This window comes from Pseudomonas sp. Leaf48 (assembly GCF_001421885.1).
GTDB lineage: Bacteria > Pseudomonadota > Gammaproteobacteria > Pseudomonadales > Pseudomonadaceae > Aquipseudomonas.
The window spans coordinates 50,592-72,610 of record NZ_LMLH01000023.1 but is presented as its reverse complement, the minus strand read 5'-3'; the positions used below and the strand labels follow the sequence as shown (position 1 = coordinate 72,610).

Genomic DNA, 22,019 nt, shown 5'->3' with positions numbered 1-22,019 from the left:
TGAAGGTTCTTCCCTCCTACCATGAGCTAAAGGAAGCGCTCGTTAATGAAGGCGGGCAACATATGAATAAAGGATTTAGCAAGGTCACTTTTCCAAACGCCTGCCAGCTGATGCGCTGGCATTTTCATCCCATGGGTTTCGAGGCGAGCATGGACGCACCGGGCAGCATGATTGCCCGTCTGTTTGACCGCGTGACAGGCGAGACCATGATCGCCATTGCGGGAATTCCTTGTGCAACGGTGATGAATGCCGCCGATGTGGAACGAATTATCGAAGCGGTGGAGGATGAGCTGGAAGCGTTCGTGCCACCGCAGATCCTCAGGAGTTATGCCTGAAGGCTGAGGATTGAAAAGCCCACGTTTTGTGGGCTTTTTCATGGCTGCTGTTCAGTGCACGGCAACCCGAATCACGCCGGTGTCTTGCCTTTACGGTGATCGGCAAAAAACGCCTTGCCCTTGCCGATCCGGTCGGAAGCCTTGGGCATATTCGCCGCCTGGGTGTCTTGCCCATCGACGTACCAATAGCAATGGCTCACAGCTCGGGTGATACCCACGTAGGCCAGGCGCAGGATCTCGTCCTTTTGCGCGCTGTCATACGGTTCGCTGTCTCCAGCCTTGCCCAGGCCCGCCATCCGGTAGACCTGGTTCTTGTAGGGTGAACTGGTCAGGTGCTGGCAATCCCCAAGCAGAAACACCGCGTCAGCCTGCAAGCCCTTGGCGCTGTGGTAGGTCAGTTGCTTCAGTCGCCGGGAATCATAGGGCAAGCTAGAATCAACATTAATTACCGACTGAATATGCTGTTCTATCAATGACTTATCGCTACTTTTTCGATAAAGCATCAAGATTGTATCGCCCTTTCTGTAATGCTCCATCAATTGCGTGGCCATGCCTTGATCATCACGATCAAGCACGTTTACCGGCAACAGCGCCCTGGGCTCACCGCTCGCCTTGGCCTTCTTGCCCGCAATCGCCGGCGCCGCCCGTACGATATGCTCGGCGGCGTCGATGATGTGCTGGTGACTGCGATAGTTATCACTGAGCATGACTCTGGTAGTGCCCGGCGACGGGAATTCCTTGTTGAACTCCATGAAGTACGTCGGTGAACTGCCGCGCCAGCCGTAAATGGACTGCCAGTCATCCCCCACACAGAGCAACGAAGAGCGCTGGGCACCGCGCCCGACGTGCATGGCCGGCCCACGACTGCGGATTTCCGTCAGGCTGGCGCGAATCCAGGAGACAATTTGCGGCGAAACGTCCTGAAATTCGTCGATCATCAAGTGTGACAAGGGCCGTAGCAGATCATCGCCGAGCAATTTGAGGTTTTCCGGCGAATGCTCACTGAACAAGGCGAACATGCGGTTGTAGGTCATCACCGGCGGTTTCTGATCGAGCAGATGATCTTCCAGCGCACGCCAGTACAGGCCCAGGGCCTCAAAGAAGTACCGGTCCGGGTCATCCTTGGCGAAACTCATCTGGCCGACAGCAGCGGGCACGTCCAGGCCGAGGTTTTCGATAAACCCGGCGGCGGCGACGAAACAGTCCAGCAGCGGCGCGCTGGCCAGCTCACCCTTGACCTTGTAATCGAAGCCCGGCCCGGCGCTGGCATCACCAGCCAGAGAGGCCAGCACCCGCTTGGATGATTCGTAACTATCTAACCAAATCAATGGCTTACGACAAAAAGCTTGAAACAGTGTGCGCTTTACAGCCCACTCCGCGCGCACGCTCAACTTGGCATTCGGGCGGCTCAGCTGCGGATTTTCCCGCGGATCAAAGCCCAATACCACCCAGGCGTCCAGGGACGGAATGTAGCCGTGGCTATGAAACTTCGCGCCGTTGATGTCGAACGCCTGCCGACTGGGCTCAATACCCTTGATCGGCCAGGCGCCGGCGCGAAACCACAGGTCTTCGAGGGTGTCACAGAGTTCTTCATCGCGTTTGGCGGCGAGTTCGGTGACCGCCACACGTTTTTGCACGTCCGGGTGGTCGCGCTCCAGCTCCTTGAGCTGCAAGGCATGGCGGGACAGTGGCCTGATCAGCTCGCGAAAGCGCTCATCGCTGCTATGCAGGCGGTGATAACAGGCGTTGAGCTGCTGGCGCTGGGCGTCGTTGATGCGCAAGTCGAACGGATTGCTGTCGACCTCGTCATCGCCACTCTGCGCCCGATGGCTGAGGTTCTCGAAAGCCTGCAGGCGCTCGAAACCGGGCAAGCTGCGAACCATCGGCAGAATCCGCGAGTGGAAGGTGCGCACCAGATCCCGCGCTTGCTTGAGGCTGATCGCCCGGCCCCAGAGCGCAAAGAGTTCGATCAGTTTGTTGATGAAGTCCTTGCGCGACTCGCGGGTGAACGTCACCACCGTCATTGAGTCGAGTTCGAATCCCAGGTAATGGCTCAGCAACAGAATGCGCAACACCAGGGTCGTCGACTTCCCTGCCCCGGCCCCTGCGATGACCGACGTGGACGGCGTATCGCTGAAGATCATTTTCCACTGGGCGGCGCTGGGCTGGGCATGGGCCGGCAGCAGTCGGGCAACATCGGCCTTCATGCGTTTTTTCAGTTCAGCGCTCAAGGGCAAGCGCCAATCGTCAAACAACATCTCGTCGACATTGGGTGGCCGGTGTTCGGTGCAGCGCGTATCCCGTATGAGCAGGACTTGCCGGCCTTCCTCCAGCCCTTCTGCCTTGCCTTCCTTGAAGCCGTAATCGACGCCGGCACTGTGCCCGCTGCGAAATCCATCAGCCTGGCCATGCAACCAGGATGCACGGTGTTGTGCATGCAGACGGGTCAGGCTGTAGCCGAAGAACCGTGCCAGCAGGCGCTTGACCAGCGGCATCTCGGCCAGGGGACGAAGTTCAGGAGGAAGATCGGGGGTGTGTTGCGGCACGCGGACTGTCTCCAGGGTGTGAGGCTGTTGAGGGCTATGGTGTCTGCATTTGCCGTGGAGTTCTAGTGAAATGCTTATGACTCATTGGCTTATACGCTGATTTGAAGGTTGCACGAGAAAGTTTCGAACCTCATTCATATCAATAGTTTCGATAGGAATACTGCAATTTTTACGCTTTTTATCGATTGTTACCTGATGGATTATGGCCAGCATCAACCACCGGTCTCGCTTCGTGGCTTAGGCGCTGCGCCCCATGACGAACCTTTTCAGGAGACGATCATGCTTGAACTCAGACCTTTCAACTCCCTCGGTGGCGCCCACCACGGCTGGCTGGATGCCCATCACCATTTTTCGTTCGCCGAGTACTACGATCCCAAGCGCATGAACTGGGGCAACCTGCGGGTATGGAACGACGACGTGATAGCCCCGGGCACCGGCTTTCCACAGCATCCGCACCGGGACATGGAAATCATCACTTACGTGCGTGAAGGTGCGATCACCCACCAGGACAATCTGGGTAACAAGGGGCGTACCGAAGCGGGTGATGTCCAGGTCATGAGCGCCGGCACCGGGATCGCCCACAGCGAGTACAACCTGGAGGCGACCGAGACGCGGATTTTCCAGATCTGGATCATTCCCAATGAATCCGGCCTGGCACCGTCATGGGGCGCCAAGCCGTTTCCAAAGGGCGAGCGTGAAGGTTTCGTGACCCTGGCCAGCGGCAAGGACGGCGACGACCAGAGCCTGCGGATCCGCGCCGACGCCAGGCTGGTGGCCGCCAACCTCAAGGCTGGCGAGTCTGCGGAGTACCGACTGGACAATGGCCGTCGTGCTTATCTGGTTCCGGCGACGGGAGTTATTGAAGTCAATGGCTTGCGCGCACAAGCTCGAGACGGCGTTGCCGTGGCCGAAGAGCAGGTGTTGCGGGTGACGGCCATCGAGGACAGCGAGATTGTGTTGGTGGATCTGGCTTGATTCACTGAACCCTTGGCAAAAAAATGGGGCGACCGATATGGTCGCCCCTTTTTTTTGTTCAATTGTGTCGTGGCGAAGGGCTTTTGTGGCGAGGGGGCTTGCCCCCGTTGGGTGGCGAAGCCACCCCCATTACAACCACCCGGGCCTTACAGATAAACCGTGCGATCTGTTTTTAGGGCGGCTGCGCAGCCCATCGGGGGCAAGCCCCCTCGCCACAGGGACGCCGGCTCGCCACAAGAACGCTGCTTCGTCACAGTAACATCGATTATTTCGCGCTAATCGCGCCATCCACCAGGGTCTGCGCCTCGGCCACCAGTTGCTTGAGGTGGTCGTCGCTGACAAAACTTTCGGCGTAGATCTTGTAGATGTCTTCAGTGCCCGACGGCCGCGCCGCGAACCAGCCGTTTTCGGTCATGACCTTCAAGCCGCCGATGGCCTGGTCGTTGCCCGGAGCGTGACTGAGGATGCTCTGAATTGCTTCGCCCGCCAGCTCGGTCGAGGTGACCTGCTGCGGTGACAGTTTGCTCAGCAGGGCCTTTTGCTCCGGGTTGGCCTTGGCATCCACGCGCACCGAGAACGGCTCGCCCAGTTCGTCGGTCAGGGCACGGTAGGCCTGGCTCGGGTCACGGCCGGTGCGGGCCGTCATTTCAGCCGCCAGCAGTGCCGGGATCAGTCCGTCCTTGTCGGTGCTCCAGACGCCGCCGTCCTTGCGCAGGAACGATGCCCCGGCGCTTTCTTCACCGCCAAAGCCCAGCGATCCGTCGAACAGGCCATCGGCAAACCATTTGAAACCGACCGGCACTTCATACAGGCGACGTCCCAGGCGTTTTGCCACGCGATCGATCAAGCCGCTGCTGACCACGGTTTTACCTACCGCCGCATCGGCGCGCCATTGCGGACGGTTCTGGAACAGGTAGTCGATAGACACCGCCAGGTAGTTGTTCGGTGCCAGCAAACCACCGGACGGGGTCACGATGCCATGGCGGTCGTGATCCGGATCACAGGCAAAGGCCACGTCGTAACGCTCTTTCAGACCGATCAGGCCTTGCATGGCGTGACTGGAGGATGGGTCCATGCGAATCTGCCCGTCCCAGTCGACCGTCATGAAGCGGAACGTCGAATCGACCTCCTTGTTCACCACGTCCAGGTCCAGGCGGTAGTGCTCGGCAATCGCCGACCAGTAGCGCACCCCTGCTCCACCCAGCGGGTCGACGCCCAGGCGAAGCTTGGCATCGCGGATCGCGTCGAAGTCGATCACGTTGATCAGGTCGGCGACGTAGGTATTGAGGTAGTCGTGACGATGGGTGGTGCCGGCCTTGAGCGCCTGCTCGTAGCTGATGCGTTTGACCCCGGCGAGCTTGTTGCTTAGCAGCTCGTTGGCCTTGGCTTCGATCCACTTGGTGATGTGGGTGTCGGCCGGGCCGCCGTTGGTTGGGTTGTACTTGTAGCCACCGCTTTGCGGCGGGTTGTGCGACGGCGTGATGACAATGCCGTCCGCCAGGCCCGAGGTGCGCCCACGGTTGTAGCAGAGGATTGCGTGGGAAACGGCCGGCGTCGGGGTGTACTCGTCGCCTTCGGCAATCATCACGGTCACACCGTTGGCCGCCAGCACTTCGAGGGCACTGGCCCCGGCTGGAGTGGACAGTGCATGGGTGTCAATGCCGACGAACAGCGGCCCATCGATGCCCTGTGCCTGGCGATACAGGCAGATTGCCTGGCTGATCGCCAGGACGTGCCATTCGTTGAAACTCAAGTCGAACGAGCTGCCTCGATGCCCGGACGTGCCGAAAGCCACGCGCTGGGTCGAAATGGCCGCATCAGGCTGGCCGGTGTAATAGGCCGTAACCAGTCGCGGGATGTCGACCAACAATTCTGCCGGTGCCGGTTTGCCCGCAAAAGGACTGAGTGTCATGCAAAACCTCTGGAAAAGAGTGGCTCGATAATAGGTCGCAGTTTACTGGCAGTTTGACCGCAACGCGACGGGATCGATTCAGGCTTTGGCAGAAGTTTTTTAACGTTGTGCTCAGTCGATTGATTCCAGGCGTAGCGCATCCCCCAGTAAACCCAAGGCCGTAGCGAGGTCGTGATCGCCGCCAAAGGTATGACTCAAGCGCAAATGCTGGGTGTACAAACCCTGCAGACTGAACAGTTCACCGGGCGCTATCACCACTTGATGAGCGACCAGACGCTGGAACACCCGGCGCAGGTTCACCTTGCGCAGCGAGTGCGCCCAGATCGTCGCGCCACCCTGAGGCTCGACCAATTGCAGGGCGTCGCCCAGGCGCTCGTGCAATAACTGGATCATGTGCCCCTTGCGCTCCTTGAGCAGGCGCCGCAACACCAGCAGATGCTGATCGATACGTCCGTTGCTGTACAGACGTGCAATGGCTTTCTGGCGAATCGGTGACAAGCGGAATGAGCGCAAGAGAAAATGTCGCTGCAACTCGGTGTTCAAATGCCGCGAAAGCAGATAGCCGTAGGGCGCTTCCGGGCCGATGAATTTTTCGAAGGTGGAAAATACCATCAATCGCTCGGGCGCCAGCAGATCGCGAAAGCGCATGGTGTCGGCTTCGAAGCCAAGTTCGCCGTGACAGTCATTCTCCAGTACCCAGCTGTCGTAGCGCTCCAGCAAGCGAGCGATGGCCCGACGGTTAGCGTCCGGCGCCAGGCTGCCATGGGGCATGTTCAACCCCGACGAAACCATCACCAGCCGCACAGGTTCAGTGTCCAGCAGCTCCTTGAGTCGATCGGGATCCAGGCTGCCATCAGTCTGCAATGGCAGCTCGATCACCCGCACGCAAGACGCCTGAAACAAACGCAGTATGGTCCAGTCGCACGGGGATTCGACCACCACGGTGGCATCCTTGAGACTGAGCACTGTGATCAGTATTTCCAGAACGCCGCGAAGGTCTGCGCCGATATAGACATTATCGGCGTGCCAGCAGCGCACCGGCGAAGTGGTATAGCGCGCGGCCAGCGCCGTACGCAGCTCCAGCTCGCCACAAGGTTGTGCGCAGGGCTGCGGGTGGCGCGGGTATTGGCGCAGCAACTCTCTTTCCATGAGCAGCAAGGGGCTATCGAGCGGCTGTAACAACGCCGGCTCATCGGCGCTCAAAACCAGCATGCCCGGACGCCTGGTACTGACATAAACGGTTTCGAGCAGATCGTTGCCGCTGTGCAGCAGGTTGATCGACGACACCGGCAATGCGTAATAACCGGATTTTGCCACCGAATAGACGCGCCCTTCTTTCTCCAGCAATGAATAGGCATATTGAATGGTCGAAATCGACACATTCAGGCGATCCGCCAGGCTGCGCAGCGACGGCAAACGCGCGCCAGAGTCGCCCACCGATTCGTTGATCAGACTGGTCAGGTATCGGTACACCGCCTGATAGGCAAAATCGGTTTCTCTCAGGTTTTTCATGGGCGCAGGCCGAACACAAAATCAGTCAGTCGACGCACGCTCAATGACCCGCTGACCATTCATCCACCACTGCGGCACCAGCAGCATCATCGGCATGACCCGAGCCCTTGGTGCTCTGCACAGCGTCCGCCAGCCGAAACACCGGCCCCATGCGATAAAGACTGGCAATCAAACTGAGGGGTAAACCGCTGACATCGACCATCCATTGCGTGATCTGTTCGGCGACCGGTTCCCCCTGCAGGGCCCGATGCAGATCAGGCATGGCCACCAGCATGCCCGGATGGCATTGACGCAGAAAACGCTCAAGTCCCGCAGCGTTGTTGGCAAAAGGTGAAAATAGCAGGCACACCAGCTGCGCCTCACTCAGGCCAAAGTTCAGCTGTACCTGCGCGGCGATCCGCCCGCGCTGCTCAGCCAACTGCACCGGGCTGCCAAATGCCGCCATGGCCTGCTGGCACAAACGCTCCGGTAGCCGCTTGCGGCGAATCATCACCAGGACGCGTTGCAGATACTCGGCGACCCCGAGCGCATAACTGCGGCCTTGAACGTATTGCGCGTGCAACCCATGCAGGTGCACCGAAATCGCCAGGCTAACGTGCTCGCTGTCACGCAGTTGTGCCTCCAGTTCGTCGACCTGACAGCCAAGAAACTCTGTCATCAGCGGCCAGCGTTCTTCCAGGTTGCTGACCAGGATGTCGTGAATATCAACGCAAGTCGTGCGACGACACATTTCAAACTTATCACCCGGTCGCCACATCGCCTGGCCTTGCTCGCCGTAGAAAGCCTGAAAACAGTCACTGCCCAGCTCATCGAGCAGCGTGAACAAGCCTTCGTAGTCGGCTGCGCCAGGTTCAGACGTGGTAATCCCGGCCCTGGCGGCAGCACGTCTGAGGCCCTCGATAAAATACTTCTGCTGACGTGGTGTATCGCCACTGATCAAGGCGTCGACACCGCCCTCCCATCGCGAGATCTGCCCGTAGAACTCGGCTGTGGCCAGATACCCCCCATCCCACAGATCGAGCGGCTCGTCCCAGGCCCGGCGATGCCCGACCAACAGCAGATTCAAGCGATTGGATTCGCGTCCGGCATCAGACATGGGGGTCAGGTGACAGAAAGGTAAAACCTCTCGGTCATCCACCATCAGCAGCTCCACTCGCGGGTCGTCATAGACAAACAGTGCGCTGTGGGTGCGATGCATGTTGTCCACCGTCGCCGGGGTCACTCCATTCAAGCGCAAGGAAGCGATGCGCAACTTGAACGTTGCTGGCGACCGGGTGGCGATAGCCAGTTGCGCGGCGCGCAGCAACGCCAGTCTGTAGCAACTGTCTCGGGACCCCGTCTGAATCGCCAGTACCTTGAAGTCGCCGATGTGCCGCATGCCCCCCGCCGCTACCCCCAGACGCTGTATCAACAATTGCAATGCCGTACGTTCGGCTCGGGAGAAAAAACCCAGCAATCGTTGCAACACTTGTTGGTAGACGTAGTTCATCGCTTGATCATGAATGCTGCTCATCTTTATTTACCTGGTACTCGTGAATTCGATATCGCGCAAACAGCGACAGGCAAACGGAGCCTGTACGGTCTGGGTCATGGACATTATTACCAAATGCTAACACTTGAATTTTCTGGCAATCATTCCAGACGTGCGAAGTTCGCCCGCCCTTTAGCCTCCGGTAAAAGCCCGAAGTGCCAGAAGGACAGGCCCTGCAGCGGTTTTATTGAAGGTCCTAGGAAATGTCCGACAGCGTCCCACAGACATTTAGCACATGAAATAAAGAAAGAAGCCGTGGTTGTCTTTGCGGTTATTACGTAACAACGCACTACTTCTGAAACATGCACCCATAATGCAAATTGATAAGCATCAGCCTGACAAACAGACATGACTCGTTCCTTGAGATGAAAGTAATCATTCAATTATCAGGGCTTAATGGCTGATTAGAAGCTACAGATTGAGAGCAAAAACCAGTTCAGTTGCTGAATCGGTCCAGCCGCAGGGCTGTGGGGGCGTTGTTGGCGGGGGTAAAGCGGCTTGTACTTGTAGGAGCGAGCATGCTCGCTCCTGCAGATGACGGCATCCGTGCGGGATTACGCCGGTTCGACCTCAAGGGCGACCCGTTCGCGGCATGGGCATTCGTCCATGTAGCGGTGAGCTTCGACAAACTGGGCAAAGGGGAAGACCCGAGTCTTGAGCGGCAGCAGAACGCGATCGGCGGTCATCTGGTTGATGTCGCGCAACGCACGCTGCAGTGCCGCCTGATCCTGGACGATGCCCAGTTCAGGTTTGCCGGTGAAGTTGCCGATGCAGTGCACGAAGAACTGAATGTTCTTCTGGAACGCTGCACAGGCCGGGAATGGCGTCTGGTTGCCACCTTGCAAGCCGTACAGCACCAGGCTGCCGCGTGGTGCCAGCACATCACCGAGCAAGGACATCTGCGGGCCGCCCAGGCCATCGAACACCACGTCCACACCACGGTTGTCGGTGATTTTGTTGACCCGCATCAGCAGATCTTCTTCCTCGGTAACGATGACTTTCTCGGCACCCAGCGCCAGCAGGTTTTCCCGCTCGTCCGCGCTTTTGGTGGCGGCAATCACGCGAATACCCATTGCCTTGCCCAGCTGTACAAAAGAAGGTCCGGCGCAGTGACTGGCATCAGTGACCAGGGCAAATTGCCCGGGTTTGACCCGCGCCAGATCGGTATAAGCGAAATAGGCGATCAACAGCGGCGTGTAATGCACGCTCGCTTCGATCGGGCTCAGGATGTCCGGGTAGCGGGTCAGTGCCGAACGCGGCAAGACAATCTGCTCGCCATAGACAGGATAATCATTGGGGCTTTCGGCCGGGAAGCTGGCGACCTTGTCACCCACTGCCAGGTCATCGACGCCGTCACCGACCGCGGTCACGATACCGGCCATTTCCTGGCCAAGGCCGGAAGGCAGGCGTGCGTGGGACGGGGCCAGATTCTGCCGCCAGAGGGTGTCGTACCAACTGATGCCAATGGCTTCGACGCGCACCTGCACTTCACCCGGTGCAGGCTGAGCGGCCGCATGCTCTTCGCATTTGAGCACCTCGGCTGGACCAAACTTGTGAAAACGGATCGTGCGGGACATCGCAAACCTCGCCAATTGAACCTCTAATGCCATGAACTCTAGCCGGGCTTTTACCCCAACACTATCTGTGGCTATTGATAGTCGACATGCCTGTCATTGATTCCGCAACCGCAGCGACATCACCCTGAACCGCAGCCGACCTGCACGGCCTGTGCAGGAAATCTGAATTACCCGTGCAGAGTACCAGCCTTTGCCCGTAATATTCCTGCTGGCCATTGTTCTCATATGGCCGCTCACGTCAAGTTTGCTGACTCTGCCAGGACTCCAGATGAATCGTAATGACCTGCGTCGTGTCGACCTGAACCTGTTGATCGTATTCGAAACCTTGATGCACGAACGCAGCGTGACCCGCGCTGCGGAAAAACTGTTCCTCGGCCAGCCAGCGATCAGTGCGGCGCTTTCGCGCTTGCGCGGTCTGTTCGACGATCCGTTGTTCGTGCGCACCGGTCGCAGCATGGAGCCGTCTGCCCGGGCGATCGAGATCTTCGCCCTGCTCTCTCCGGCACTGGACTCGATTTCCACGGCGGTGAGCCGCGCCGCCGAATTCGATCCGGCCACCAGCACCGCGGTGTTCCGCATCGGCCTGTCGGACGACGTCGAATTCGCCTTGTTGCCCATGCTGCTCAAACGCCTGCGCGCCGAATCACCGGGGATTGTCCTGGTGGTACGGCGGGTCAACTACATCCTGATGCCGGGATTGCTCGCCTCCGGGGAGATTTCCATCGGCGTCAGCTACACCACCGACCTGCCGGCAAACGCCAAGCGCAAAGTGCTGCGCCGCAGCCAGCCCAAGCTGTTGCGCGCTGACACCGTGCCGGGGCCGTTGAGCCTGGATGATTACTGCGCACGACCTCATGCGCTGGTTTCCTTCGCCGGCGACCTCAGCGGCTTTATCGATGAAGAGCTGGAAAAGCTGGGGCGCAAGCGGCATGTGGTGTTGGCGGTGCCGCAGTTCAATGGGTTGAGCACCCTGCTTGCCGGTACTGACATTGTCGCTACCGTGCCTGATTACACCGCAGATGCGCTGACGGCCGCAGGCGGTGTGCGGGCGGAAGATCCGCCGTTGCCAGTGCGCAGTTTTGAATTGCACATGGCCTGGCGTGGCTCTCAGGATAACGATCCGGGGGAGCGTTGGTTGAGATCGCGGATTCAGATGTTTTTTGGGGATCCGGACAGTCTGGCCTGATCCAGATATTTTGTTGAGGCCGATGGCGTCTTCGCGGGCAAGCCCGCTCCCACATTTGATTTGTGTGCCCCCTGTGGGAGCGGGCTTGCTTTCGAAGAAAGCAATTCGCTCCAGAGCCGAAACGTTGCATATATGCAAACCCACAACTGCCATCAAACAGATTGATTTCCTGCTGACACAAGGCGCAGCCTAGAGAGCTGAGCAGCCCTCTCATATCATTCCGAATGATAGTTACCTTCGCCCCATTCGATTCGTCCGATACAACCCCGCCGCGCATCATTCGCCAATCTCAACACATTGGCGGATTCATCCATGGAACAGTCACTCAAACATTTGCGCATCCCGTTGGCTCTGTTAGCCATAGCGGTGCTGAGCGCCTGCGGCAAGGCTCCGGAGTCCGCCGCTACATCGCCTGCAGCCAAGGTCAGCGTAGCCAGGGTGCTGGAGCAACCGGTCAACGAGTGGGACGAGTTCACCGGACGCCTTGAAGCTCCGGAAACCGTCGAGATTCGTCCACGGGTCTCCGGGCAGATCGATGAAGTGGGGTTCACCGAAGGCGCCCTGGTCAAGAAAGGCGACTTGCTGTTCCAGATCGACCCGCGTCCGTTCCAGGCCGAGGTCCGCCGCCTCGAAGCCCTGGTCGCGCAGTCCCGTGCCAATGCCACCCGCAGCGAAAACGAAGCCCAGCGTGGCGAACGCCTGCGCACCAGCAACGCCATCTCCGCTGAACTCGCCGACTCGCGCACCAGCGCCGCACAGGAAGCCCGTGCCGCCGTCGGCGCTCTGCAAGCGCAGCTGGACCTGGCGAAATTGAACCTGAGCTTTACCCGCGTCACTGCGCCTATCAGCGGTCGTGTCAGCCGCGCTGAAATCACCGCCGGCAACCTGGTGACCGCCGACACCACCCCGCTGACCAGCGTGGTCTCCACCGACAAGGTCTACGCCTACTTCGATGCCGACGAGCGCGTGTTCCTCAAGTACACCCAGCTCGCCCGCCAGGGCAAACGCGGCGCCACCACCCCGGTGTACATGGGCCTGTCCAATGAGGACGGCAATCCGCACCTGGGCCAGATGAACTTCATCGACAATCAGGTCAACCCGAAAACCGGCACCATCCGCGGTCGCGCCGTATTCGACAACAGCGACGGCAGCTACACCCCCGGCCTGTATGCGCGCCTGAAGCTGGTCGGCAGCGGCACCTACTCCGCGGTGCTGATCAACGACGAAGCGGTCGGTACCGATCTTGGCAAGAAGTTCGTGCTGGTGATGGATGCCGACAACAAGACCGCCTACCGCGCGGTGGAACTGGGTCCGAAAATCGAAGGCTTGCGCATCGTGCGCAGCGGCCTGAACAAGGACGACACGGTCATCGTCAAGGGCTTGCAGCGGGTGCGTCCGGGTTCACCGGTCAGCCCTGAAGTGATTCCGATGGCCAGCGAACAGACCCTCGCGGCCCTCGCACAACAACGACAAGCGCTGGAAGCCAGCAACCTGCCCCAAGTCGCGCCTGCCAGGGTTGCACCGGGTACGGCTGTGAAACTGGCCGCCACGACCCCACGCGGTTAAGGGAACTCGACGATGAATTTTTCCCAATTCTTCATTTCTCGGCCGATCTTCGCAGCGGTACTGTCGCTGCTGATCCTGATCGCCGGTGCCATCTCGCTGTTCCAGTTGCCGATCAGCGAATACCCCGAAGTGGTACCGCCGACCGTGGTGGTGCGCGCCAACTTCCCGGGTGCCAACCCGAAAGTCATCGGTGAAACCGTGGCCGCCCCACTGGAGCAAGCCATCACCGGCGTCGAGAACATGCTGTACATGTCCTCGCAGTCGACCGCCGACGGCAAGATCACCCTGACCATCACCTTTGCCCTGGGCACCGACCTGGACAACGCCCAGGTTCAGGTGCAGAACCGCGTGACCCGCACCGAGCCGAAACTTCCCGAGGAAGTGACACGCATCGGTATCACCGTGGACAAGGCGTCGCCCGACCTGACCATGGTGGTGCACTTGACCTCGCCGGACAAACGCTACGACATGCTGTACCTGTCCAACTACGCCTTGCTCAACATCAAGGATGAGCTGGCACGCCTGGGCGGTGTCGGTGATGTACAGCTATTCGGCATGGGTGACTACTCGCTGCGGGTGTGGCTCGATCCGAACAAGACCGCTTCACGCAATCTGACCGCCACCGATGTGGTCACCGCGATTCGCGAACAGAACCGTCAGGTGGCGGCCGGTGCCTTGGGTGCGCCTCCTGCACCGAATGCCACGGCCTTCCAGTTGTCGGTCAACACCCAGGGCCGCCTGGTGTCCGAGGAAGAGTTCGAGAACATCATCATTCGTTCTGGCGACAACGGTGAAATCACTCGCCTCAAAGACATTGCCCGGGTTGAACTGGGCTCCAGCCAGTACGCCCTGCGTTCGTTGCTGAACAACCAGCCGGCGGTGGCGATCCCGATCTTCCAGCGCCCGGGTTCCAACGCGATCGAGATCTCCAATGAAGTCCGGGCAAAAATGGCCGAACTGAAGAAGAGCTTCCCCGAAGGCATGGACTTCAGCATCGTCTATGACCCGACGATCTTCGTGCGCGGCTCCATCGAGGCGGTGGTTCACACCCTGTTCGAAGCGCTGATCCTCGTGGTGCTGGTGGTGATCCTGTTCCTGCAGACCTGGCGCGCCTCGATCATCCCGTTGGTGGCGGTGCCGGTTTCGCTGATCGGTACGTTCGCGGTGATGCACCTGTTCGGCTTCTCACTTAACGCCTTGTCCCTGTTCGGCCTGGTGTTGGCCATCGGTATCGTGGTGGACGACGCCATCGTGGTGGTGGAGAACGTCGAACGCAACATCGAGCTGGGGCTGACCCCGGTGGAAGCCACCAAGCGTGCCATGCGCGAGGTGACCGGCCCCATCATCGCCACGGCGCTGGTGCTCTGCGCGGTATTCGTACCCGCGGCCTTCATCTCGGGCCTGACAGGTCAGTTCTACAAGCAATTTGCCCTGACCATTGCCATCTCGACGGTGATCTCGGCCTTCAACTCCCTGACCCTGTCGCCAGCGCTGGCCGCCGTGTTGCTCAAGGGCCATGACGCGCCCAAGGATCGTTTCTCCAGGGTCCTGGACAAGCTCTTCGGTGGCTGGTTGTTCCGTCCGTTCAACCGTTTCTTTGAAAAGGCCAGCCATGGTTATGTCGGCACCGTTGCCCGTGTGATCCGCTCAAGCGGCATCGCCCTGCTGCTGTACGCAGGCCTCATGGTCCTGACCTTCTTCGGCTTCTCCAGCACCCCGACCGGTTTCGTACCTGGTCAGGACAAGCAATACCTGGTGGCCTTCGCGCAATTGCCGGACGCCTCGAGCCTGGATCGTACCGAAGACGTGATCAAGCGCATGTCCGAGCTGGCCCTGAAACAGCCTGGCGTGGAAAGTGCGGTGGCCTTCCCCGGCCTGTCGATCAACGGCTTCACCAACAGCCCGAACGCCGGCATCGTGTTCGTAACGCTCAAACCGTTCGACGAGCGTAAAGACCCGAGCATGTCCGCCGGGGCGATTGCCGGTGCGTTGAACGGCCAGTACGCGCAGATTCAGGAAGCCTACATGGCGATCTTCCCGCCCCCGCCGGTACAAGGCCTGGGCACCATCGGTGGTTTCCGCCTGCAGATAGAAGACCGGGGCAACCTGGGCTACGAAGAGCTGTACAAGGAAACCATGAACATCATCAACAAGAGCCACAACGTGCCGGAATTGGCTGGCCTGTTCACCAGCTACACCGTGAACGTGCCCCAGGTCGATGCCGCTATCGACCGGGAAAAAGCCAAGACCCACGGCGTGGCCGTCAGCGACATCTTCGACACCCTGCAGATCTACCTGGGTTCGCTGTATGCCAACGACTTCAACCGCTTCGGGCGCACCTATCAGGTCAACGTGCAGGCCGAGCAGCAATTCCGTCTTGAATCCGACCAGATCGGCCAGCTCAAGGTGCGCAACAACAAAGGCGAGATGATCCCGCTGGCGACCTTCATCAAGGTCAGCGACACCTCGGGCCCGGACCGCGTGATGCACTACAACGGCTTCATCACTGCCGAAATCAACGGTGCGGCCGCCCCGGGCTACAGCTCCGGCCAGGCCGAGAAAGCCATCGAGAAACTGCTCAAGGAAGAACTACCTAACGGCATGACCTACGAATGGACCGACCTGACCTACCAGCAGATCCTGTCCGGCAACACTGCGCTGTTCGTGTTCCCGCTCTGTGTGCTGCTGGCGTTCCTGGTGCTGGCGGCCCAGTACGAAAGCTGGAGCCTGCCGCTGGCGGTGATCCTGATCGTACCGATGACATTGCTGTCGGCGATTACCGGGGTGATTGCCTCCGGTGGCGACAACAACATCTTCACCCAGATCGGCCTGATCGTATTGGTAGGGCTTGCCTGCAAGAACGCGATCCTTATCGTCGAGTTTGCCAAGGACAAACAGCTGGAAGGCATGAACCCGCTGGCGGCGGTCCTGGAAGCGTGCCGCCTGCGTCTGCGGCCGATCCTGATGACCTCCTTCGCCTTCATCATGGGTGTGGTGCCCCTGGTGTTCTCCAGCGGTGCCGGTGCCGAAATGCGTCACGCCATGGGTGTGGCGGTGTTCTCCGGGATGCTCGGGGTGACCTTCTTCGGCCTGTTGCTGACGCCGGTGTTCTACGTGTTGATTCGTAACTTTGTCGAGCGGGGTCAAGCGCGCAAGGCAGCCAGGGCCACTTTGAAGCTGGAGTCGCAACAATGACGTTGAAAGCCTTCCTGCCGAGCCTGCTGGTGCTGGCCCTGAGTGCCTGCACCGTCGGCCCGGACTATAAGACCCCGACCACCGAGGCGGCGCATATCACGGCCGCCACCGATGGCGCCGCCGGCCAGAAGAACTTCGACCGCTCGCGTTTCGAAGGCATCTGGTGGCAGCAGTTCGAAGACCCGACCCTCAACCAGCTGGTGACGCAATCGCTGGCCGGCAACCGAGACTTGCGCGTGGCCTTCGCGCGCTGGAAAGCGGCGCGGGCGATTCGTGATGACGTCAGCAATGACGCCATGCCGACCATCACCAGCCGTGCGAGCAGTGACCTGGGCAAAGGTCAGATTCCCGGGGAAACCACCGATCGGGTGAATATCGAGCGCTATGACCTGGGCCTGGACATGGCCTGGGAAATCGATCTGTTTGGCCGGATCCAGCGCAACCTGGAATCGGCCAACGCCGAGCAGCAAGCTGTCGAAGCGGACCTGTACCAACTGCAAGTGAGCATGATTGCCGAACTGGTGGACTCCTACGGTCAACTGCGCGGTGCACAACTGCGGGAAAAAATCGCCTTGGCCAACCTGCAGAACCAGCAGGAGTCGCGCAAGATCACCATCAACCTGCGTGACGCAGGCGTCGGCGATCAGCTCGATGTCGAGCGCGCCGATGCGCGTCTGGCCTCGGTCGAAGCCAGCGTGCCGCAATTGCAGGCCGAGCAGGTGCGCCAGAAAAACCGCATCGCCACCCTGCTGGGCGAACGCCCGGACAAGCTCAGCGTCGACCTGAGTCCGAAAGACTTGCCAGCGATTGCCAAAGCCCTGCCGATCGGCGACCCGGGCGAACTGCTGCAACGGCGTCCGGACATCCTCAGCGCCGAACGCAAACTGGCCTCGGCCACGGCGCGCATCGGGGTAGCCAAGGCCGATCTGTTCCCGCGGGTCAGCCTCAGCGGCTTCCTTGGCTTTACTGCCGGGCGCGGTTCGCAGATCGGCTCCTCGGCGGCCAACGCCTGGGCGCTGGGCCCGAGCATTACCTGGGCGGCGTTTGACCTGGGCAGCGTGAAGGCCCGTTTGCGCGGTGCCGACGCCGATGCCGAAGGCGCCCTGGCAACCTACGAGCAGCAAGTGCTGCTGGCCCTGGAAGAATCGGAGAACGCCTTCAGCGACTACGGCAAACGCCAACAGCGGCTGATTTCGCTGATTCGCCAGAGTGAGTCCAGCCGCTCGGCGGCGAATCTGGCGGAGATTCGCTACCGCGAAGGCACAGCGGACTTCCTCGTGCTGCTCGACGCGCAGCGTGAACGCCTGGCCGCCGAAGACACCCAGGCCCAGGCCGAAGTCGACCTGTATCGCGGCATCGTCGCGATTTACAAGGCCCTCGGTGGTGGCTGGCAGCCGGAGACCGTCGCCAGCAGGTGATACCGTTTTTAAAGCGCTCCTTTGGTTGGCCGCAACCAACCAATTTCCTTGCCCCGCGTCTCATTCGGTCGCGGGGCTTTTTTTGCCTGCGTATTTTCAGGTCTACCACCATTTCCTTGTGCACACGGGACCTGTGGCGAAGGGGCTTGCCCCCGCTGGGCTGCAAAGCAGCCCCAGGATTTCTGCACCGCCAACGATTTTGTGAGTGCTGCGCACTCAATCGGGGGCAAGCCCCCTCGCCACAGCAAGCCCCCCTTGCCACAAGGTTGGCCGCAACCAACCATTTTCCTTGCCCCGCGTCTCATTCGGTCGCGGGGCTTTTTTTGCCTGCGTGTTTTCAGCCCTACCACAATTCACCGGACCTGTGGCGAGGGGGCTTGCCCCCGCTGGGCTGCAAAGCAGCCCCAGGATTTCTGCACCGCCAACGATTTTGTGAGTGCTGCGCACTCAAWCGGGGGCAAGCCCCCTCGCCACAGAAAGCCCACTCACCACAGCAAGCCTCCTCACCACAGCAAGTCCCCCTTGCGACAAGGTTGGCCGTAACCAACCAATTTCCTTGGCCCGCGTTTCATTCGACCGCGGGGCGTTTTTTGCCTGCGTGTTTTCAGGCCTACCACCATTTTCCTTGTACGCACCGGACCTGTGGCGAGGGGGCTTGCCCCCGCTGGGCTGCAAAGCAGCCCCAGGATTTCTGCACCGCCAACGATTTTGTGAGTGCTGCGCACTCAAACAAGCCCCCTCGCCACAGAAAGCCCACTAATCACAGCAAGCCCCCTCGCCACAGAAAGCCCACTAATCACAGCAAGCCCCCTCGCCACAGAAAGCCCACTAATCACAGCAAGCCCSCTCGCCACATGGCTCGCTTCTACAGGGAGGGTCAGGGGTGATCTTGGGGTTTGTGGTTTTCCAGGACCGTTACTGTGGCCGTCGTCCCGGCCCGCAACTTGTCCTTGCCGGCGTAATCGGCGTCGATCTGTATCCGCACAGGCACCCGTTGCGCCAGTTTGACCCAAGTGTAGCTGGGATTGATGCTGGCCAACAGCCGTCCACCGGGCAGGTTTTCCCGGTCAGCGATGGCGAAGGCGATGCTTTGCACCGTGCCGCCGAAGGTCTCACCGCTCATCAATTCGATTTTAACCCGGTCGCCCTCTTCGATCCGCGGCAGCTTGGTTTCTTCAAAATAACCACTGACATAAAACGAGGCGCTGTCCACCAGCGCCAGCAAGGGACTACCTGCCGTGGCGTAATCGCCCTGACGGGTCAGCAGGTTGGTGACAAAACCACTGACCGGGGATACGACCCGGGTACGCTGCAAATTGAGTTCAGTCTGGGTCAATGCCGCGACGGCCAGTTGCACATTGGCCTGGGCCAGAATCAGGTTGGCCTGGTTGCGCAACAAATCGGCCTGGGCGACCGTCACGTCGGTGTGGGCTTTTTCCCATTCTTCCCCGGAAATGGCCGAACGATCCTTGAGGGTGCGTCGTCGTTGCTCCTCGCTCTGGCGTTGCCTGAGCAACGCTTCACTGGCGGTAATGTTCGCCTCGGCCTGCCCCAGCGACGCTTTCGCTACTTCCACGGAACGCTTGGCATGTTCCACGGCCAGCGTGTAGCGCGCCGGGTCAATCGCCAGCAAAACCTGGCCTTTTTCTACATGCTGGTTGTCCTGCACGCTCAGGCTGACGATGCGCCCCGTGACATCGGCGGACAAGGTCACCACATCGGCACGCACCCGCGCATCACGGGTCCAGGGCGCGCGGGTGTAATGCTCCCAGGCAAACCAGCCAAGGACCAACGCCAGCAACACCACGGCCACCGTCGAGAATCGGGAAAGGATATTCTTCAAGGCCTCAGGCTCCCATCAGCAGAATCAACGAGGCGCAGACGCAGACGTACAACGCGCCTTCGAACAGCGCCTCATGCCAGACGAACTGCAGTACACCGAAACGCCGCAAGACCCAGTCCAGCAGCAGGAAAACCGGCAAGCCCAGCAACAATGCCTGGGCAATCGGCGGGAGATAGACGCCTCCAATCTCCAGGTCAATGGGCAAGGGCCGTCACTCCTTCAACAGATCCGGGCTCAAAGAAGCCACGATAGCGCTCCACGAACGACACCACGATCAACAACGCGACGCGCATGCGAAATACTGACCATAGATGTTCGTGAACGCTGGCATGCAGACCATCGAGCTCGTCGCCCAACGTGCGCAGATTTTCCAGCACCTGGCCCGGCTCGACGCCCGGTCGGCCGGCGACCAGCCTCCCGGTCTCGCGGACCGTTGCGAACAGGCGGGTTTTGACTTGTGCACTCAACAGATCGTTGTTCTGTCCCTGTTGCCGCAGCTGATTCAAGGCAATGCCCAAGGCCATACACCCAAGGCTCACCTGAAACAAATCCCGGGACTGCGAATCCTGAGTGGCCGGCAACAAACCCAACATCATGGTCAGGCGATCAACCATGCGACTCTCGAAGGCAAACTGCTGCTGGTCGGTGGGCGGTACTTTCAACAAGGCGTAAACCTGCTCGCAGTTCTCCTTGTACAGCCGGCGTATCCGCAACACGGGCCTGAACGGGAAGATCAGTGCATAGACGCTCAACGCCAGCACGGTAGCGCAAGTATAGGCCCCGGCGAATTCGAACCACTGGACAGCGCTGTTCTGTCCTACCCCTGCGTTCACCGGACCGAGCATTAGAAAAGTGGTCAGGCCCAGGCCGATCCCGGTGCCTGTGGTTGCCGGGTTGGCCAGTCCCACCGCGACGGCGTAGAGCAGCGGCATCAGCAGCAAGGCGAGCATCTCGAAGTTACTGATCATCGGCACGAACATGAACTGCAACAGCGCCGACGCCACCAGCGCCAGCCCGAACCCCCTGGCATAACTTTGAACCGCCAGCAGCGGCCGTGGAAAAGTCGACATCAGCGAGCACAGAATCCCCACCAGGACCATGCCGCCCCGCGCGCCGTCCCAGCCGGTTTCGATCCAGATCAGCCCGGCCACCAACAAGGCGGTGAATGCGCGGATGGCATTCATGGTGGCCAGGGTAAAGTCCAGGTGCAGCGGGTTTTCCTGGCCTGCAAACATACTGCTGGCTGGCCGCCCGCTCTGGATCGCGTCACTGAGTTCCAGTATCTGTTCAAGCTGCTGCAACAGGCGCGCCTGCTCCCAGCGCAGTGACCAGGCCAGCGAGCGCAGGGTGGCCGGCATGGTCTCGGTCAATTGTTCAGCCTTGTACGCCAGCTCATCGAAACGCTGTTGCAGCGAGGTGAAATGGTGACGCTTGTCGCCGGGCAGCGAACGTCCGTGCAGTGCCAACTGATCGAGAAAGGCCAGTTCTTCGGCGCGCAGACGCTGGATTTCTTCGGGCAATTCCCCTTCCCAGCGCTCCGTCAGCAGCAGTCGCTGGTGACGCAGGGCGGTGAGTCTCGCTGTCAGCAGCACCAACTGATTACCCAACAATTGCACCAGAGCGTTTGCGCTGCGCAGGCGCGGCGCATCAAAGTACAGGTGCCGACGCACGCCCTCCAGCGCACTGATCTGGCCCAGCAACTGCATTTGCCGACGTTGAAAATCCTCCTCGCTTTCTTCAGTACGGATCACGGCACTGGCATGGGTCGCCAGCAACCTGGTGATCTGATCGATTTTGGCGAAGTAGTCCCGGGCCACCGCTTCCGGCCGCGCCGTCAGCAGGCTGACCACGCACACACAGGCCACGGCCAACAAGGTCTCGGTCACACGGGTCACCGCCAGCAAAAACGTGGCGTCCTGATCGGGTATCGCCAGTAGCGCGATGACCACGGCGGTGTAGCCACTGAGCACGAACGCCTGGGAACTGGTGTAGCGCAAAAGCGTGCCACCGGCGGTGCACAGTGCCAGCCACAGGGCCAGGGTGGTGATGAAAGGCAACGGCGCCTGGGGAAAAATCGCCATGATCGCCACCGCCACCACCGCGCCCAGGGTGGTACCGATGACCTGGCCAAAACTGCGTGCCAGCACCATGCCGCCCAGCGGCTGGCTGATAATCACCACGGCCATGATCGACCACTTGGGTTGGTCGAGGTCAAACACAAACGCCAGGTACAAGGTCAACAACCCCGCGGCGATGGTTCTCAAGGCAAACAGCAGTACCCCGCGGTCGGGGAAGAGCATCGCCTTGAAGTACTGCAGCATTGCTTGCATGAAGTTACCTGTCGAGTGATCTTAAGCAAGCGTAGTCACTGCTTCGGGCTCTCGACAGCTTTCGGGGCGAAGCGCCCTGATGGTGGGTTACAC

14 protein-coding genes are annotated in these 22,019 nt (G+C 60.1%); 6 read left to right on the top strand and 8 right to left on the bottom strand.

Features of this window, described 5'->3' with window-relative positions; genetic code table 11:
- Positions 1-62 precede the first annotated feature (62 nt).
- Complete coding sequence (locus ASE98_RS14615) at positions 63-335, top strand: DUF1652 domain-containing protein (protein ID WP_060542044.1); 273 nt, start codon at positions 63-65, stop codon at positions 333-335.
- Between the two features lie 71 nt (positions 336-406).
- Here ASE98_RS14615 and ASE98_RS14610 read toward each other — a convergent pair whose 3' ends face one another.
- Complete coding sequence (locus tag ASE98_RS14610) at positions 407-2,881, bottom strand: UvrD-helicase domain-containing protein (protein ID WP_060542043.1); 2,475 nt, start codon at positions 2,879-2,881, stop codon at positions 407-409.
- Between the two features lie 279 nt (positions 2,882-3,160).
- On the opposite strand from ASE98_RS14610, the gene ASE98_RS14605 reads away from it, so the two are divergent.
- Positions 3,161-3,856 (top strand): pirin family protein, encoded by a 696-nt coding sequence (locus ASE98_RS14605; protein ID WP_060542042.1) that lies wholly within the window; start codon positions 3,161-3,163, stop codon positions 3,854-3,856.
- Between the two features lie 265 nt (positions 3,857-4,121).
- On the opposite strand, the gene pgm is transcribed toward ASE98_RS14605, so the two are convergent.
- From pgm to ASE98_RS14585, 4 genes are all read right to left on the bottom strand, one after another.
- Positions 4,122-5,768, bottom strand: a complete 1,647-nt coding sequence (gene pgm, locus ASE98_RS14600; RefSeq protein ID WP_060542041.1) for a phosphoglucomutase (alpha-D-glucose-1,6-bisphosphate-dependent) — start codon at positions 5,766-5,768, stop codon at positions 4,122-4,124.
- 111 nt (positions 5,769-5,879) lie between these two features.
- Positions 5,880-7,280 (bottom strand): aminotransferase-like domain-containing protein, encoded by a 1,401-nt coding sequence (locus ASE98_RS14595; RefSeq protein ID WP_060542040.1) that lies wholly within the window; start codon positions 7,278-7,280, stop codon positions 5,880-5,882.
- A gap of 40 nt (positions 7,281-7,320) precedes the next feature.
- On the bottom strand, positions 7,321-8,793 hold the full coding sequence (locus ASE98_RS14590) for a hypothetical protein (RefSeq protein ID WP_060542039.1): 1,473 nt from the start codon (positions 8,791-8,793) through the stop codon (positions 7,321-7,323).
- Positions 8,794-9,365: 572 nt separating this feature from the next.
- Positions 9,366-10,388, bottom strand: coding sequence for a zinc-dependent alcohol dehydrogenase family protein (locus tag ASE98_RS14585; protein WP_060542038.1), 1,023 nt, complete (start codon positions 10,386-10,388; stop codon positions 9,366-9,368).
- Positions 10,389-10,656: 268 nt separating this feature from the next.
- Between ASE98_RS14585 and ASE98_RS14580 the strand changes: the two genes are divergently transcribed.
- From ASE98_RS14580 to ASE98_RS14565, 4 genes are all read left to right on the top strand, one after another.
- Positions 10,657-11,574 carry a LysR family transcriptional regulator gene (locus tag ASE98_RS14580; RefSeq protein WP_060542037.1) on the top strand — a complete coding sequence of 306 codons (918 nt, stop codon included), beginning with the start codon at positions 10,657-10,659 and terminating at the stop codon, positions 11,572-11,574.
- 312 nt (positions 11,575-11,886) lie between these two features.
- Positions 11,887-13,140 (top strand): multidrug efflux RND transporter periplasmic adaptor subunit MexE, encoded by a 1,254-nt coding sequence (gene mexE, locus ASE98_RS14575; protein WP_060542036.1) that lies wholly within the window; start codon positions 11,887-11,889, stop codon positions 13,138-13,140.
- A 12-nt stretch (positions 13,141-13,152) separates the two neighbouring features.
- On the top strand, positions 13,153-16,335 hold the full coding sequence (locus ASE98_RS14570) for an efflux RND transporter permease subunit (protein ID WP_060542035.1): 3,183 nt from the start codon (positions 13,153-13,155) through the stop codon (positions 16,333-16,335).
- On the top strand, positions 16,332-17,753 hold the full coding sequence (locus tag ASE98_RS14565; RefSeq protein ID WP_060542034.1) for an efflux transporter outer membrane subunit: 1,422 nt from the start codon (positions 16,332-16,334) through the stop codon (positions 17,751-17,753). Before ASE98_RS14570 ends, ASE98_RS14565 begins: the two co-directional genes overlap by 4 nt.
- A gap of 877 nt (positions 17,754-18,630) precedes the next feature.
- On the opposite strand, the gene ASE98_RS14560 is transcribed toward ASE98_RS14565, so the two are convergent.
- The 3 genes from ASE98_RS14560 to ASE98_RS14550 are packed head-to-tail and all read right to left on the bottom strand — an operon-like array spanning position 18,631 to position 21,926.
- Positions 18,631-19,596 (bottom strand): HlyD family secretion protein, encoded by a 966-nt coding sequence (locus tag ASE98_RS14560; RefSeq protein ID WP_060542033.1) that lies wholly within the window; start codon positions 19,594-19,596, stop codon positions 18,631-18,633.
- Between the two features lie 4 nt (positions 19,597-19,600).
- Positions 19,601-19,801, bottom strand: a complete 201-nt coding sequence (locus tag ASE98_RS14555) for a DUF1656 domain-containing protein (RefSeq protein WP_060542032.1) — start codon at positions 19,799-19,801, stop codon at positions 19,601-19,603.
- Positions 19,791-21,926, bottom strand: coding sequence for an FUSC family protein (locus ASE98_RS14550; protein WP_060542031.1), 2,136 nt, complete (start codon positions 21,924-21,926; stop codon positions 19,791-19,793). Before ASE98_RS14550 ends, ASE98_RS14555 begins: the two co-directional genes overlap by 11 nt.
- Positions 21,927-22,019 lie beyond the last annotated feature (93 nt).

What these genes read in the sequence shown, in the direction of transcription:
- ASE98_RS14585 (WP_060542038.1), bottom strand. Translation starts at nt 10,388, where the DNA reads ATGTCCCGCACGATCCGTTTTCACAAGTTTGGTCCAGCCGAGGTGCTC.
- ASE98_RS14570 (WP_060542035.1), top strand. Translation starts at nt 13,153, where the DNA reads ATGAATTTTTCCCAATTCTTCATTTCTCGGCCGATCTTCGCAGCGGTA.
- ASE98_RS14615 (WP_060542044.1), top strand. Translation starts at nt 63, where the DNA reads ATGAATAAAGGATTTAGCAAGGTCACTTTTCCAAACGCCTGCCAGCTG.
- ASE98_RS14590 (WP_060542039.1), bottom strand. Translation starts at nt 8,793, where the DNA reads ATGAGCAGCATTCATGATCAAGCGATGAACTACGTCTACCAACAAGTG.
- ASE98_RS14550 (WP_060542031.1), bottom strand. Translation starts at nt 21,926, where the DNA reads ATGCAAGCAATGCTGCAGTACTTCAAGGCGATGCTCTTCCCCGACCGC.
- ASE98_RS14580 (WP_060542037.1), top strand. Translation starts at nt 10,657, where the DNA reads ATGAATCGTAATGACCTGCGTCGTGTCGACCTGAACCTGTTGATCGTA.
- ASE98_RS14565 (WP_060542034.1), top strand. Translation starts at nt 16,332, where the DNA reads ATGACGTTGAAAGCCTTCCTGCCGAGCCTGCTGGTGCTGGCCCTGAGT.
- mexE (WP_060542036.1), top strand. Translation starts at nt 11,887, where the DNA reads ATGGAACAGTCACTCAAACATTTGCGCATCCCGTTGGCTCTGTTAGCC.
- pgm (WP_060542041.1), bottom strand. Translation starts at nt 5,768, where the DNA reads ATGACACTCAGTCCTTTTGCGGGCAAACCGGCACCGGCAGAATTGTTG.
- ASE98_RS14595 (WP_060542040.1), bottom strand. Translation starts at nt 7,280, where the DNA reads ATGAAAAACCTGAGAGAAACCGATTTTGCCTATCAGGCGGTGTACCGA.
- ASE98_RS14605 (WP_060542042.1), top strand. Translation starts at nt 3,161, where the DNA reads ATGCTTGAACTCAGACCTTTCAACTCCCTCGGTGGCGCCCACCACGGC.